Source organism: Ferrovibrio sp. (genome assembly GCF_017994015.1).
Taxonomy (GTDB): domain Bacteria; phylum Pseudomonadota; class Alphaproteobacteria; order Ferrovibrionales; family Ferrovibrionaceae; genus Ferrovibrio.
Window position 1 is genome coordinate 80,941 of sequence record NZ_JAGOLP010000010.1, and the last position, 14,549, is coordinate 95,489.

Below are 14,549 nucleotides of genomic sequence, written 5' to 3' on the forward strand. Positions count from 1 at the left end.
ATCCTGGCGACTAGGCCAATTGATGTTGAAAAGATACTGGCGAGGTTTGCCTTGGGACGGCCTGGGCTGGGCTGGGCAGAAAAAAATCTTAGGTTCCAAAGGCGATGACCGCCTAGTTGCCAGTTTGCGGCAGTGGGCTGCCGAGAGTTGGTGCAGGAGCAAACCGCTGCTATTGCGCGATACCTTATGGTTGGCCGACCGGCTGCTCTGGCCGTTGGCCGCATTGAACCAAAGCCTTGCCTTTGCCCAGGCTTTTAAGGCTGTCAGCGCCCGCCAGCTGTTCCGCGATTGCCTGATGACTGGCGCCTCCCCTTTGGAAGCCCATCTCTGGCAGCGATTGTATGGAACACCTCACCCTCTGCCCGCCCGTATTGCGGCCCTATTAATGCTCAGGCTGGGCGACGCAGCCGGTCATCGGCTACTGGCCGATAAACTGGCCACGGCTCGACATTTGGCAAATATTGGTGTGGTTTTTCCAGCATTGCGCGCACTTTGCCGCCATGGCGAGACGATTAAGCTTTCTGATATTGCCATGCTAGATGGCGAGTTGTTCGTTAAGCCCCGGCATGGATCCGGCGGACACGGTGGCTTTGCCTTGGCCCGTGTAAGCGGCGCTTGGCAGATGAATCAGAGACTGGTGACGGATGCCGCCCTTCTGACGCGATTGACCCGGCTGGCACAACAGGATGACCTGTTGCTGCAAGAACGGCTTCTCGCGGCACCGGATTTGGCGGACCTGATGGTAGATGGCCGTGCGCCCGTGCTGCGGCTGGTGACGGCGCGCCTTCCGGGTGCGGCGCCTTTCCTGCACTCGGCAATGCTTTCCATCGGTCTTCCCGGCCGCGACCCTCGCCACTTCCTTGATGGCACTATTTACGCGCCTATTGATCCGGGAACCGGTCAGATGGCGGCGGGCCTTGTGCTGGGCGAGCCGGAGAACCGGATATTCAAGCTTGGCTGGAATGCAGCCCCGCTGGCAGGCCGGACGCTGCCTGGCTTTGGGGACGCGGTGGCGATTGCCTTGCGTGCCATGGCCGCCTTGCCGCCGCTTGCTTTGGTCCATTGGGATATCATCCCGACCGCCAACGGCCCAGTGCTGCTGGAAGGCAACAGCAGCGGCAGTTGGATCCTTGCCTGCCTGCCCGGGCTTTACGGGCTGGATGCAGGTCCTCTGCCCCCCCTGCTGGTGCACTGGATGCAAGCAGCATCTTGATATGATTGCTGACCGTAGTTGAAATGAACGGTATGCGGCGCCGCAACGTCGGCTATACAATATTGGCAAACAGCATCACGTCCGGCAGCCCTTTGAAATGTGCATCGCAGGTGAACAATTCCGCGCCTTGCTGTTGCGCCGTGGCGTAGACGATGGCATCGGCGGTGGCCAGCTTGTAGGCGCGGTGCAGGTCTGCCGCGCGCAAGGCAATTGTGGTGTCCAGCGGCACAATGATGCATTTCTGCGTATAGGCGATCACTTGGTCGGCCTGTTCCTCGCCAAGTTCGCGCAGCAGCCATTTCGACAATTCAAGCTGGACGATGGTCGGCACGATGCACTGGGCCTTGTCCGGAAAAAGCTTGCCCAGTTTCTTGCCAAGCGCGCTGCCCGTGAGCCATTCGATCCAGGCCGAGGTATCAACCACGCACAGCTTTGCCGCCATCAGTAGCGGTCCTTGCGGTCACGGTAATCATCCGTACGGGCGCCCTTGGCGATGCCGGCCAACTGCTCCAATTTCGGCACCGGCATCATCAGCACACCTTTGCCCTTGGGGATGAAGACAAATTCCTGCCCGGCCTGCCAATGCTGTTCTTCGCGCACGGCCTTGGGAATGGAAATCTGGTACTTGCTGGACAAGGTGGCGGTAGCGGCCATTGTCTTACCTCTGAATAATCGATGGGGTTTTGGTAAGAATACAACATCCTGCCCAGGCCGTCCAGCCGCCCTATATTCCTATATAAACATTTCCTTATATAGTTCTGGACAGCCCGGCATAGCCCTGCTACAAACCCCGCCAACCGAAGCCGGTAAACGCGGAGCATGCGACGATGACTGATTATGTTGTGAAGGATATGAGCCTGGCCGATTGGGGCCGCAAGGAACTGGATATGGCCGAGACCGAAATGCCCGGTCTGATGGCCACGCGCGAGGAATACGGCCCGACGCAGCCGCTGAAAGGCGCCCGCATTGCCGGCTCGCTGCATATGACGATCCAGACCGGCGTGCTGATCGAGACGCTGAAGGCGCTGGGCGCCGATGTGCGCTGGGCCTCGTGCAACATCTATTCGACCCAGGACCATGCCGCCGCCGCCATCGCTGCTGCCGGCACCCCGGTTTTCGCCATCAAGGGCGAATCGCTGGAAGAATACTGGGATTACACCCACCGCATCTTCGAATGGGCCGATGGCGGCACGCCGAACATGATCCTGGATGATGGCGGCGACGCCACCCTGCTGATCCATCTCGGCATGCAGGCGGAGAAGGATGCCTCCGTCATCTCCAAGCCGACCAATGAGGAAGAAACCGTCCTCTACGCCGCCATCGCCAAGAAGTTGAAAGAAGCCCCGGGCTGGTATTCGCGCATGGGCGCCGCCATCAAGGGCGTGACCGAGGAAACCACCACCGGTGTGCATCGCCTGTACATCATGGCCAAGGAAGGCCGCCTGCTGTTCCCGGCAATCAACGTGAATGACAGTGTCACCAAGTCGAAATTCGACAACCTGTATGGCTGCCGCGAAAGCCTGGTGGACGGCATCCGCCGCGGCACTGACGTGATGATGGCCGGCAAGGTGGCCGTGGTCGCCGGCTTCGGCGATGTCGGCAAGGGTTCGGCTGCTTCCCTGCGCAATGCCGGCTGCCGCGTGATGGTGACCGAGATCGATCCGATCTGCGCGTTGCAAGCGGCGATGGAAGGCTACCAGGTGGTGACCATGGAAGAAGCCGCCCCGCTGGGCGACATCTTCTGCACCGCGACGGGCAATGTCGATGTGATCACCATCGAGCATATGCGCGCCATGAAGCACCGCGCCATCATCTGCAACATTGGCCATTTCGACAGCGAGATCCAGATCGGCGCGCTGCGGAACTACAAGTGGCACAATGTGAAGCCGCAGGTGGATGAAGTTGAGTTCACCGATGGCAAGCGCATCATCGTGCTGTCGGAAGGCCGCCTGGTCAATCTGGGCAATGCCACCGGCCATCCCAGCTTTGTGATGAGCGCTTCCTTCACCAACCAGGTGCTGGCGCAGATCGAGCTTTGGACCAACCCGGGCAAGTATGACAAGCAGGTTTACACCCTGCCGAAGCATCTTGACGAGAAGGTGGCCAGCCTGCATCTCGCCAAGGTGGGCGCCCACCTGACCAAGCTCACCGATGCGCAGTCGAAGTATCTCGGCGTGGCCGAAACCGGCCCGTTCAAGCCGGATCATTACCGCTACTAACTTGCCTATCCCACCCCGGCCAGCCCATTATCGGGCTGGCTGATTGGGGGCGATGTGGATATTGCGGGCTTGAATATCATCTTGGGCGCGGCTGCCGCCGCCGGTCTGGTCCTGTTGGGGCTGGCCGGCTGGCAGGCAATCCGCGCCCAACGTGTTTCCGCCGCCCTGCGTGAAACACAATTGCGCCTGGCTTCGCATGAAGCTGCGCTGGCGGCGGCCCGCGCCGACAATGCCGGCTTGGCCGCCGAAGCTGATCGCCTGGCCCTGCTGGCGCAGGAGCATGCAGCGCTGCTGGGCGAGAACCAGCGCCTGCTGGAAGCCGGGCGCCAGGCGGCGCAATTGCTGGATGCCGCGCCCTTCCCGATCTGGCGCCGGGCGCCGGATGGCGCGCTGGTCTGGGTCAACCTGCGTTATGCCGAGATGACCGAGGCGGCGCCGACCGATGTGGTGGCGCGCGGCATCGAACTGGCCTCGGCGCATGATCTGGATCGCCCGCGCGGCTTGGCCCGCGAAGCCCGCGAAGCCGGCCATCCGGTGGCCGAGGAGCGCCGCTTTGTGGCCGAGGGCGACCGGCGCAATTACCGCATTTTCGAAGTGCCGCTGCCGGATGGTTTTCTCGGCTTCGCCCAGGACATCACCCCGGAAGCCGATGCGCGCGGCCAGTTGCGCCGCCATATGGAAGCGCATCTGGAAGTGCTGCGCACCATCTCCACCGCCACCGCGATTTATGGCGCCGACAAGAAGCTGGTGCTGTGGAACCGCGCCTACGCCCGGCTCTGGCAGCTTGATGAAGCCTGGCTTGAACAGCGCCCGACTTTTGGCGAAGTGCTGGAGCAGTTGCGCGCCAGCCGCCGGCTGCCCGAGCAGATTGACTGGCAGGCCTATAAACGCGCCCAGCTTGGCCTGTTCACCACCGTGATCGAGCGCCAGGAGGAACTGATCCACCTGCCCGATGGCTCCACCTTGCGGCTGGTGATCAGCGCCTATCCCTCGGGCGGGCTGTTTTTTGCCTATGATGACGTGACCCGGCAATTGACCTTGGAACGCGCCACCAACACGCTGATCGCGGTGCAGCGTGCCACGCTGGATAATCTCTACGAGGCGGTGGTGGTGTATGGCCCGGATGGCCGGCTGTCGCTGTATAACCGCGCCTTTGCCGAATTGTGGCAATTGGCGCCCGATATGCTGAACCACCAACCGCATATCACCGAATTGCTGGAAGCGACGCGGCCTTTGATGCAGCATGGCAATGACTGGCTGACTTGGCGCGAACAGGCCATCGACGGCTTTGCCGCGCGCCGCGCCAGCCAGGGCCGCATGGAGCGCGGCGATGGCCGTGTGATCGACTATGCCAGTGTGCCGCTGCCCGATGGCGCCATGCTCTACACCTATATGGATGTTTCCGACTCGATCCGCATTGAGCGCGCTTTGCGCGAACGCAACGAGGCGCTGGAACGCACCGACCGCATGAACGCGGCCTTCATCTCCAATATCACGCATGAATTGCGTTCGCCGCTCGGCACCCTGATCAGCATGACCGAAGTGCTGTCGCAGGGCATTCTCGGCCCGGTCAATGCGCGCCAGGCCGAATATGGCCGCGACATCATGCAGGCCTCGCGGCATCTGCTGCGCCTGCTGGACGACATCATCGTGATCGCCGCCATTGAGGTGGGGCAACTGGCGCTGGAACCGGCGGCCTTCGCCCCCGACGAACTCTGGGCCGAAACTGTGCCGGCCTGGCGTGAACTGGCCGAACATCGTGGCGTGGTGCTGGAGGTTGCGCCGCAAGCCGACCTGCCGGCCTGCCAGGGCGATGCGCAGCGGCTGCGCCAGGCTTTAGGCAGCGTGATGATGGCGGCCTTGAACGGCACGCCGCAGGGCGGCGAGGTACGGCTGACCTGCGGCAAAACCGACAAACACGGCCTGCTACTCAGCATCGCTTGCCGCAGCGGCGGCCATGCCCCGCTCAATCCGCCGCGCCTGTTCGCTGATCTGGTGTCAACCGCCGAGCGGCGCCAGGGCCATGCCGACCTGTCGCTGCTGGTGGCGCGCGGCCTCATCGAGTTGCATGGCGGCAGCGTAACCTCCCTGCCCGATATGCAGGGCGTGCAAATCACCCTGCCGATCCTGGCTGGCGCGATTGCGGCGCCTGAGCGGCCACTCTAGAATCACCCCATGCCCGACCTGCTCACCCTGACCCTGCGGGATGAAGCCGCCACTGCCCGGCTGGCCCAGGCGCTGGCGCCACGCCTGCGCGTCGGCGATGTGCTGCTGCTGCAAGGCCCGCTTGGTGCCGGCAAAACCAGCTTCGCCCGCGCCCTGATCCGCGCCTTGTGCGGCGCCGCCATCGAAGTGCCAAGCCCGAGCTTCAATATTGTGCTGACCTATGACACGCCGGCTAGCCCGCTTTGGCATGTTGACCTCTACCGCATCAGCCATCCGCGCGAAGCCGATGAACTGGGCCTGGAAGACATCTATGCCGAGGGCATAGCCGTGATCGAATGGCCCGAACGGCTGGAGGGGGCCATCCCACGCGGCGCCCTCACGCTCAGCCTGGCACTGGGCCAGGATACCAACCGCAGCCTTAGCTTCAGCGGCCCGCCCGATTGGGCGCCGCGCCTTGCCGGCCTGGAACCATGACCGACCGTTTGAGCCTTTCGCAAAGCTTCCTGAATCACAGCGGCTGGGGCGATGCCGAACGCCGCCCGCTGGCCGGCGATGCCTCGTTCCGGCGCTATGAACGCCTGCATCGCGGCGGCGAAACCGCCGTGCTGATGGATGCGCCGCCACCACAGGAGGATGTGCGCCCCTTCACCCGCATGGCGCGCTGGCTGGCACAGCAGGGTTTCAGCGCCCCGCAAATCCTGGCCGAAGATGCCGCGCAGGGTTTTCTGCTGCTGGAAGACCTGGGCGACGACCTCTATGCCCGATTGCTGCGCCAGGCCGGCAATGATGAACACACACTGTATGCCGCCGCCATCGATTGCCTGCTGGAACTGCACAAGTTGGCCGCGCCGGCCGATCTGGCGCCCTATGATGTGCCGCGACTGGTGGACGAAGCCGGGCTGTTTCCCGACTGGTATCTGCCGGCCCTGACCGGCCAGCCGACGCCGCCGGCACAGCGCGCGGCCTTTGATGCCTTGCTGGCCGAATTGGCGCCGGCCGCCATTATGCCGCAGCCAATTGCCGTGTTGCGCGATTTCCATGCCGAAAACCTGCTCTGGCTGCCCCGTCGCCAGGGCAGCGCCCGGGTTGGCCTGCTGGATTTTCAGGATGCCGTGGCCGGCCATCCGGCCTATGACCTGGTATCGCTGCTGGAGGATGCGCGGCGCGATGTGGCACCAGCTTTGGCCGAGGCGATGCTGAACCGCTACATCGCCGGCAGCGGCCTGGATGAAGCAAGCTTCCGCCGCGCCTATGCCATTCTTGGCGCACAACGCAATATCCGCATCATCGGTATTTTCACCCGGCTGTGGAAACGCGACGGCAAACCCGGCTATCAGGCATTCATGCCGCGCATGTGGGGCTTATTGGAGCGCGACCTGGCACATCCCGATCTGGCCGCCTTGCGCGCCTGGATCGATGCCGCCGTACCGGCCGATCTGCGCCGCCAGCCACTGCCCGGCCTGGAGTACGCCGCATGATCGCCCTGCCGCAAACTGCCATGGTGCTGGCTGCCGGCCTCGGCACCCGCCTGCGCCCGTTGACCGAAACCACGCCGAAGCCGCTGATCGAGGTGGCCGGGCGCAGCTTGCTGGATCGCTGCCTGGATCGTCTGGTGGAAGTGGGCGTGCGCCGCGCTGTGGTGAATGTGCATTGGCTGGGCGAGCAAATCCGCCAGCATCTGGCACAGCGCAATGACATCGAAACCGTGATTTCAGATGAGAGCGATGCCCTGCTGGAAACCGGCGGCGGCATCCTGCATGCCCTGCCGCTCCTGCTGCCACATGGGGGCGATGCGCCATTTTTCGCTGTGAATGCCGATCTGATCTGGCGCGATATGCGCGGCAATGCGCTGCGCCGCCTGGCGGCGCGCTTCGATCCGGCGGCAATGGACGGCCTGCTGCTGCTGCAACCCACCATCCATGCCACCGGCTATGACGGCATGGGTGATTTCACCATGGACCAGCTTGGCGGGCTGACCCGGCGCGAACAGCGCAGCGTGGCGCCGTTTGTTTATACGGGTGTGCAAATCCTGTCTCCGGCGCTGTTCCGCGATGCGCCAGCCGGGCGCTTCTCACTCAACCTGCTCTATGATCGCGCCATCGAGGCCGGGCGCTTATTCGGCTATCGCCATGAAGGCGACTGGATGGATGTGGGCAACCATGCCGGCCTCAGGCAAGCCGAGGCTTTGCTGCATGGCCGGCGGCCCTGAACTGTACAATATCCCGGCCGGCGCGCCCTTCCTGGAGGCGCTGGCCGCAGGCATCCTGCGCCGCTTTGGCGCCGACCCGCTGGCGCTTTCCCGCGTCACCATCCTGCTGCCGACACGGCGCGCCTGCCGCAGCCTGGCCGAAGCCTTCCTGCGCCAGCGCCAGGGCGCCGCCCTGCTGCTGCCCGGCATCCGGCCGCTGGGCGATGTGGACGAGGATGAACTGGACCTGCGCGGCCTGAACGGCGATGGCCGGCTGCCGATCCCCGATCTGGAACGCGCCCTGCTGCTGACCCGACTGCTGCGCACCGCGCCGCTGGCCGGTGGCGACATCGCCAATGCCTACAGCCTGGCGCTGAGCCTGGGCGACCTGCTGGATGCCGCCGCCACCGAAGAAGTGGGCCTCGACCGCCTGCCCGAGATCGTGCCGGCGGAACTGGCGCAACATTGGCAGGTGACGCTGGATTTCCTGGGCGTGATCCGCCAGCACTGGCCGGCGATCAAGGCCGAACGCAACGGGCTGGATGCCGCCGAACATCGCCGCAACAGCATGCAGGCCTGGATCGAGCATTGGCGGCAGCACCCGCCGGCCGATCCGGTGATTGCCGCAGGCTCCACCGGCACCATCCCGGCCACTGCGCGGCTGCTGCATCTGGTGGCGCGGCTGCCGCAGGGCGCCGTGGTGCTGCCCGGGCTGGATCTGGCCTTGAGCGAAACCGCCTGGCAAGGCGCGCTGGACGAACCCACCCATCCGCAACATGCCCTGGCCCTGCTGCTGAACAAGCTGGGCGCCACGCGCGGCGATGTACAGCCCTGGCCCGAGGCCAGTGCTAGCCCGGCCCGTGCCGCCCTGCTGGGCGAGGCATTGCTGCCGCCCGGCGAAACTAATCGCTGGCGCGAATTGCCGCCGCCGCCCGATGCCGCCTTTGCCGGCCTGCAACGGCTGGAAGCGCCCGGCCCGCGCGAGGAGGCCCTGGCCATTGCCCTGGCGCTGCGCGAAAGCCTGGAACAGCCTGGCCGCACCGCCGCGCTGATCACACCGGATCGTGGCCTGGCGCGGCGCGTGGCGGCGGAATTGCAGCGCTACGGCATCGCGGTGGATGACAGCGCCGGCCGCGCCCTCGCGGAAACCGCACCGGCGGTTTTCCTGCGCCTCTGCATGGCCAGCATCGGCCAGGGTTTTGCGCCGGTGCCGCTGCTGGCCTTGCTAAAACACCCTTTCTGCGCCCTGGGCGAAACCCGGCGCGACTTGCTGCGCTGGGTGCGGCGGCTGGAAAAGGCGGCCATGCGCCGTGGCCCGCTTCCCGGCGAGGGACTGGCAGCCATCCAAGGCATGCTGAAACCCGGCCAGCATGACGACCTGCTGCCGCTGCTGGAAAAACTGCGCCAGGCCTGCACGCCGCTGCTGGATGTGATGGCACAGCCGGAGGCCGGGCTGCCGCAACTGGCGCAGGCTTTGGTGCAAAGCGCCGAAGCGCTGGCCGCGCCGCCGCCGGGCGAAACCCCGCCGCTATGGCAGCGCGAGGCCGGCGAGGCGTTGCACGGCCTGATGCTGGAATGGCAGGAACAGGGCGCGGCTTTGGGGCCTTTGCCGGTGGCGGCCTGGCCACGGCTGTTTGAAGCCCTGCTGCAAGGCCATGTGGTGCGGCCCCGCTATGGCAGCCATCCGCGCCTGGCCATCCTGGGCCTGCTGGAAGCCCGCCTGGTGCATGCCGACCGCATTATCCTGGGCGGCCTGAATGAAGGCACCTGGCCGCCGCAGGCCAAGGAAGATGCCTGGTTGAGCCGGCCGATGCGCGCTGCCCTGGGCCTGCCGCCGCCGGAACGCCGCTTGGGCCAGACCGCGCATGACTTTGTGCAGGCCGCCGCGCGCCCGGATGTGATCCTGAGCCGCGCCGCCAAGCTGGATGGCACCCCCACCGTGCCGGCGCGCTGGCTACTGCGGCTGGAAGCCCGCTTAGGCGACGATCCACGCTGGGCCGCCACGCTGGCGCCGCAATATCTCGACTGGGCGGCACAGCTTGACCAGCCGGCGCACTTCCAGACCCCGCAGCCGCCGCGCCCGACACCGCCGCTGGCGGCACGACCCCGCAGCCTGTCGGTTACCGATATCGAACTCTGGGTGCGCGACCCCTATGCGCTCTATGCCAAGCGCGTGCTGAAACTGCCCAAGCTTGGCGATCTGGCCGAGCCGGTAGATGCGCGGCTGCGCGGCACGGCGATACACACGGCTTTGCATATTTTCCTCAAACGCCACGGCGATACGCTGCCCGATGATGCCACCGCGCTGGCCGAATTGCTGGAACTGGGCCGCGCCGAATTTGCCCCCTGGCTCAACCGTGCCGAGGTGGCGGCTTTGTGGTGGCCACGCTTCGAGCGCGCCATGCGCTGGTTTATCGGCTATGAACGCGAGCGGCGCGCACGAGGGTTCCGCCCGGCTTTGCTGGAGCAGGATGGCAGCCTGTTGGTGGCCGGCGATTTCACCCTCAAGGCCCGTGCCGACCGCATCGACCGCCATCGCAATGGCGCATTGGCGGTGCTGGATTACAAGACCGGCACGCCGCCCACGGAAAAGCAGGTTTATAGCGGCCTGTCGCCGCAATTGGCGCTGGAAGCCGCCATTGCCAAGGCTGGCGGCTTTGCCAGCCTGGCGCCGGGGCCGGTGGCGGAACTGGTGTATATCCGCCTGCATGGCGGCGAGAAGCCGGGCGAGGAACGCCGCATCGAAAGCAGCCCGAAAGCCAAGGAGCCGGTGCCGCCAGCCGATGAACTGGCCGATCTGGCGCTGGAAAGGCTGCGCCTGTGGGTGGCGAAATTCGACGACCCGGCCACGCCCTATCTGTCACGCCCGCGCCCGCAATTCATCGATTATGCCGGCGATTACGATCACCTTGCCCGCGCCGCCGAGCGCAGCTTGCAGGGGGATGAGACATGAGCGAACAGGCCAGGGCCGATCTGCTGCTGCATACCGGCAACCAGCGCGGCGCCGCCGATCCCGGGCTTTCTGCCTGGGTGGCGGCCAATGCCGGCTCGGGCAAGACCAGCGTGCTGGTGGATCGTGTCACCCGCCTGCTGCTGGCCGGCACCCGGCCGGGCGGCATCCTGTGCCTTACCTTCACCAAGGCCGCCGCCGCCGAAATGGCGATCCGTCTGAACAAACGCCTGGCGGCCTGGGCCTTGCTGCCGGAAGACAAACTGCGCGATGCGCTGACCGACCTGCTGAGCCGCCCCGCAAACGCCGCCGACCTGGATATTGCGCGCCGGCTGTTTGCCCGCACGCTGGAAGCGCCGGGCGGCTTGCGGCTGCAAACCGTGCATGCCTTCTGCGAAGCCCTGCTCAAGCGCTTTCCGGTGGAAGCCGGCGTGCCGCCACATTTCAACGTGGCCGACGATGCCCGCGCCGCCGCCCTGCTGCATGCCGCACGCGAAACCGTGCTGCGCCAGGCGAGCCAGGATGCGGCATTGAATGACGCGCTGCTATTCCTGGCCGAACGGCTGAGCGATGGCCGATTTGCCGATCTGCTCAAGGCTTTGCTCAACAAACGCCGCGACCTGGCCTTGTGGCTGGAAGCCGAAGGCGGCGCCGAAGGTGCCATAGCCGCGCTGGCGCAGGAACTGGACCTGCCGGCCGGCGTCAGCCGCGATGGCATGCTGCAAGCGCATCGCCGTGGCCTGGCCTGGGACGATCTGCGCCGCGCCGTGGCCGCGCTGGCACAGGGCGGCAAGAAGGATACCGACCTGGCCGCCATCCTGGCGCCCTGCCTGGAGCAGAACCTGCCGCCGGATCTGCTGGCAGATCAATGGCTGCCGGCGTTTTTCACCGCCAAGGGCGAGCCGACCAAAACACTGGCCTATAAGGAAAGCCTGAAACTGGCGCCCGACGCCGATGACGTGTTGAAAGCCGAGCAGCAGCGCCTGATGCTGCTGCGCGACCGGCTGAATGCCCTGGCGATCCTGGAAGCCAGCGCGGCGCTTTTGCGCATCGGCGAGCAGTTGCTGGCGGCCTATGCTGCCGCCAAGCGCCGCGAGGGCCTGCTGGATTACGACGACCTGATCCTGCGCAGCCGCGACCTGCTGGTGGAACCGACCCGCGTGGCCTGGGTGATGTTCAAACTGGATCAGGGCATCGACCACATCCTGGTGGATGAAGCCCAGGATACCAGCCCCGACCAGTGGCGTGTGATCGAGGCCCTGGCTGAGGATTTTTTCACCGGTGCCGGCGCCCGGCCGGGCCTGCGCACGGTGTTTGCCGTGGGCGATGTGAAACAATCAATCTATTCCTTCCAGGGCGCGCGGCCAAAAACCTTCCTGGCGATGCGCGACCATTTCCGCCGCGCCGCGGAAGCTGCCGAAGCCAGCTTCCGCGTGCTGCCCTTGCAGATGTCGTTCCGCTCCACCCCGGCCGTGCTGCGGCTGGTGGATGAAGTGTTTGCCGTGGCTGAGGCAAAGGGCGGCGTGGTGGAGCCGGACGACACCCTGCTGCATCGTGCGCGCCGCGCCGAGGCGCCGGGCCGGGTTGACTTATGGCCGGCACTGGCGCCGCCGGCACTGGAACAGCCGGAAGCCTGGGATGCGCCGCTGGATTATATCGGCGCCGACGATCCGCGCATCACCCTGGCACGCCGCATTGCCGCGCAGGTGAAAGGCTGGCTTGGCCGCGAATGGCTGCCTGGCCAGGGCCGCATGCTCACCGCCGGCGATGTGATGATCCTGGTGCGGCGGCGCAATGCCTTCTTCGACGCCATGGTGCGCGAATTGAAGCTGGCCGGCGTGCCGGTTGCGGGTGCCGACCGCATGCAGCTGGCCGAGCAGATGGCGGTGCTGGACCTGCTGGCGCTGGGGCATTTCTGCGTGCTGCCGGATGACGACCTGACCCTGGCCACGGTGTTGAAAGGCCCGTTATTCAATTTCAGCGAAGAGGATTTGTTCGCCCTGTGCCATGAGCGGCCGGCCACGCTGTGGCGCAATCTGCGCGAACGGGCCGATGAGCAGCTGCATTGGCGCCGGGCGCTGGATGAACTGGGCGGCCTGCTGCTACGCGCTGATCGTGCGCCGCCTTTTGCCTTTTATGCCGAATTGCTGGGGGCTGGTGGCGGGCGCCGCCGCCTGCTGGCGCGGCTGGGCCGGGAGGCCGATGAGCCGATTGATGAATTCCTGGCTGCCTGTATCCATTTTGAGCGCGAGGAACCGCCGAGCCTGCAAGGCTTTCTGGCCTGGTTCGACGATCATGCCGGCGAGATCAAGCGCGATCTTGAACAAGGCCGCGACGAAGTGCGCGTGCTGACCGTGCATGGTGCCAAGGGGCTGGAAGCGCCGGTGGTGATCCTGCCCGATACCTGCGACCTGCCGGTGGCGCGTGAGGATGAGGGTTTGTTATGGCGCGAAGCCGGAGCGCGGGATCAGCCCGAGGCCAGGCCGGCGCTGTTCTGGCCGCCGCGCAAGGAATTCGATGTGCCGCTTTCAGCCGCCCTGCGCCAGGCCCGGCAGCTTGCCCAGCGCGAGGAATACCGCCGCCTGCTGTATGTTGCCCTGACCCGGGCGCAGGACCGGCTGATCGTGGCCGGCTATCTCAACGGCAGGACGGTGAAAAGCGGCCCGGCGCCGGAAAGCTGGTACAGCCTGGTGCAAACCGCCTTCGACCGCCTGCCGGATGTGCAGGCGGTGGACTTACCCTGGGGCGACGTGGCGCAGCGTTTTGAGAATGCCGGCCAGGATGCCGAAAAGCCCAAGCCACGGGCAGCCGACCGCCCGGTGCTGCCGCTGCCGGCCTGGAGCCAGGCGCTACCGCCGGCCGAGCCGGTGCCGGCGCTGCCCTTGGCGCCCTCGCGCCCGGCGCGTGAGCCGGCGCCGCCGCCCAGCCCGGCACTGCCGCGCAATCGCGCCGGGCTGCAACGCGGCCGGCTGGTGCATCGCCTGCTGCAAAGCCTGCCCGACTTGCCCGCAGCCGAACAGGAAGCCGCCGCCAGCCGTTTCCTGGCCCATCCCGGCCATGATCTGACGCCGGAAATGCAGGCGGAATTGCGCCGCGAAGTGCTGGCGGTGCTGGCACATCCGGCTTTTGCGCCGGTATTCAGCGCCGAGGCCCGAGTTGAAGCGCCACTTGCCGGCATGGTGGGTGAGCAGATTGTGGTGGGCCGGGTTGATCGCCTGATTGTGATGCCGGATCAGGTGCTGGTGCTGGATTACAAAACCGACCGGCCGCCACCAGCCGAGGCCGCCGCCACCGATCCGGCCTATTTGCGCCAGATGGCGCTGTATACCGAGCTTTTACGCGGTATTTTCCCACAGCATGAGATTGTTGCCGCCTTGCTGTGGACCCATGCGCCGGCGCTGATGCCGCTGCCGCCAGCCTTGCTGGCGGCTTCACTGCATCGTGACTCGCCCCGGGCGACGCCGAACCCTAGCTTGCTGCCATGAACCGCCGCCAATTTTCCCTGCTGCTGACGCTGCCGCTGCTGGCCCGATGGCCAAGGCCGGCGCATGCGGCGCCCGATGCGGCCAAGGCGAACGCCCCGGTGGTGATCGAATTGTTCACCAGCCAGGGCTGTAGTTCCTGCCCGCCAGCCGATGCGCTGATGCATGAATGGGCCAAGCAGCCGGGCGTGATCGCGCTGTCGCTGCATGTGGATTACTGGGATTATCTCGGCTGGCGTGACACATTCGGCAAACGCGGCCATGTCGAACGCCAGCAGGCTTATGCGCGCCATGGTGGCTCGCGCCAGGTCTTCACACCACAGGCCATGGT

At 65.8% G+C, this 14,549-nt stretch carries 11 protein-coding genes; 9 read left to right on the forward strand and 2 right to left on the reverse strand.

The window, feature by feature from the left end; all coding sequences use genetic code 11:
- Positions 1-22 precede the first annotated feature (22 nt).
- Positions 23-1,213: a sugar-transfer associated ATP-grasp domain-containing protein gene (locus KBB36_RS08010; protein WP_290978487.1), complete on the forward strand. Its 1,191-nt coding sequence runs from the start codon at positions 23-25 to the stop codon at positions 1,211-1,213.
- Positions 1,214-1,265: 52 nt separating this feature from the next.
- On the opposite strand, the gene KBB36_RS08015 is transcribed toward KBB36_RS08010, so the two are convergent.
- Entirely contained in the window at positions 1,266-1,655 is a 390-nt protein-coding gene (locus tag KBB36_RS08015; RefSeq protein WP_290978489.1) for a type II toxin-antitoxin system VapC family toxin, read from the reverse strand.
- Entirely contained in the window at positions 1,655-1,867 is a 213-nt protein-coding gene (locus KBB36_RS08020; protein WP_290978491.1) for an AbrB/MazE/SpoVT family DNA-binding domain-containing protein, read from the reverse strand. The genes KBB36_RS08015 and KBB36_RS08020 overlap by 1 nt, the downstream gene beginning before the upstream one ends.
- Before the next feature lie 173 nt (positions 1,868-2,040).
- On the opposite strand from KBB36_RS08020, the gene ahcY reads away from it, so the two are divergent.
- The 8 genes from ahcY to KBB36_RS08060 all read left to right on the forward strand — a co-directional run.
- Positions 2,041-3,432, forward strand: a complete 1,392-nt coding sequence (gene ahcY / locus KBB36_RS08025) for an adenosylhomocysteinase (protein WP_290978493.1) — start codon at positions 2,041-2,043, stop codon at positions 3,430-3,432.
- Between the two features lie 69 nt (positions 3,433-3,501).
- Positions 3,502-5,598 carry a PAS-domain containing protein gene (locus KBB36_RS08030; RefSeq protein WP_290978495.1) on the forward strand — a complete coding sequence of 699 codons (2,097 nt, stop codon included), beginning with the start codon at positions 3,502-3,504 and terminating at the stop codon, positions 5,596-5,598.
- Between the two features lie 9 nt (positions 5,599-5,607).
- A complete protein-coding gene (tsaE, locus tag KBB36_RS08035) occupies positions 5,608-6,072 on the forward strand; it encodes a tRNA (adenosine(37)-N6)-threonylcarbamoyltransferase complex ATPase subunit type 1 TsaE (RefSeq protein ID WP_290978497.1) in 465 nt (154 codons plus the stop codon).
- On the forward strand, positions 6,069-7,076 hold the full coding sequence (locus KBB36_RS08040; protein WP_290978499.1) for a phosphotransferase: 1,008 nt from the start codon (positions 6,069-6,071) through the stop codon (positions 7,074-7,076). The genes tsaE and KBB36_RS08040 overlap by 4 nt, the downstream gene beginning before the upstream one ends.
- Positions 7,073-7,807, forward strand: a complete 735-nt coding sequence (locus KBB36_RS08045; protein ID WP_290978501.1) for a nucleotidyltransferase family protein — start codon at positions 7,073-7,075, stop codon at positions 7,805-7,807. The genes KBB36_RS08040 and KBB36_RS08045 overlap by 4 nt, the downstream gene beginning before the upstream one ends.
- Positions 7,791-10,739, forward strand: coding sequence for a double-strand break repair protein AddB (gene addB / locus KBB36_RS08050; protein ID WP_290978503.1), 2,949 nt, complete (start codon positions 7,791-7,793; stop codon positions 10,737-10,739). Before KBB36_RS08045 ends, addB begins: the two co-directional genes overlap by 17 nt.
- Entirely contained in the window at positions 10,736-14,221 is a 3,486-nt protein-coding gene (gene addA, locus KBB36_RS08055; RefSeq protein WP_290978505.1) for a double-strand break repair helicase AddA, read from the forward strand. Before addB ends, addA begins: the two co-directional genes overlap by 4 nt.
- Positions 14,218-14,549: DUF1223 domain-containing protein (locus KBB36_RS08060; RefSeq protein ID WP_290978507.1), on the forward strand; the 332-nt coding region annotated here is incomplete at its 3' end. The genes addA and KBB36_RS08060, both read left to right, overlap by 4 nt.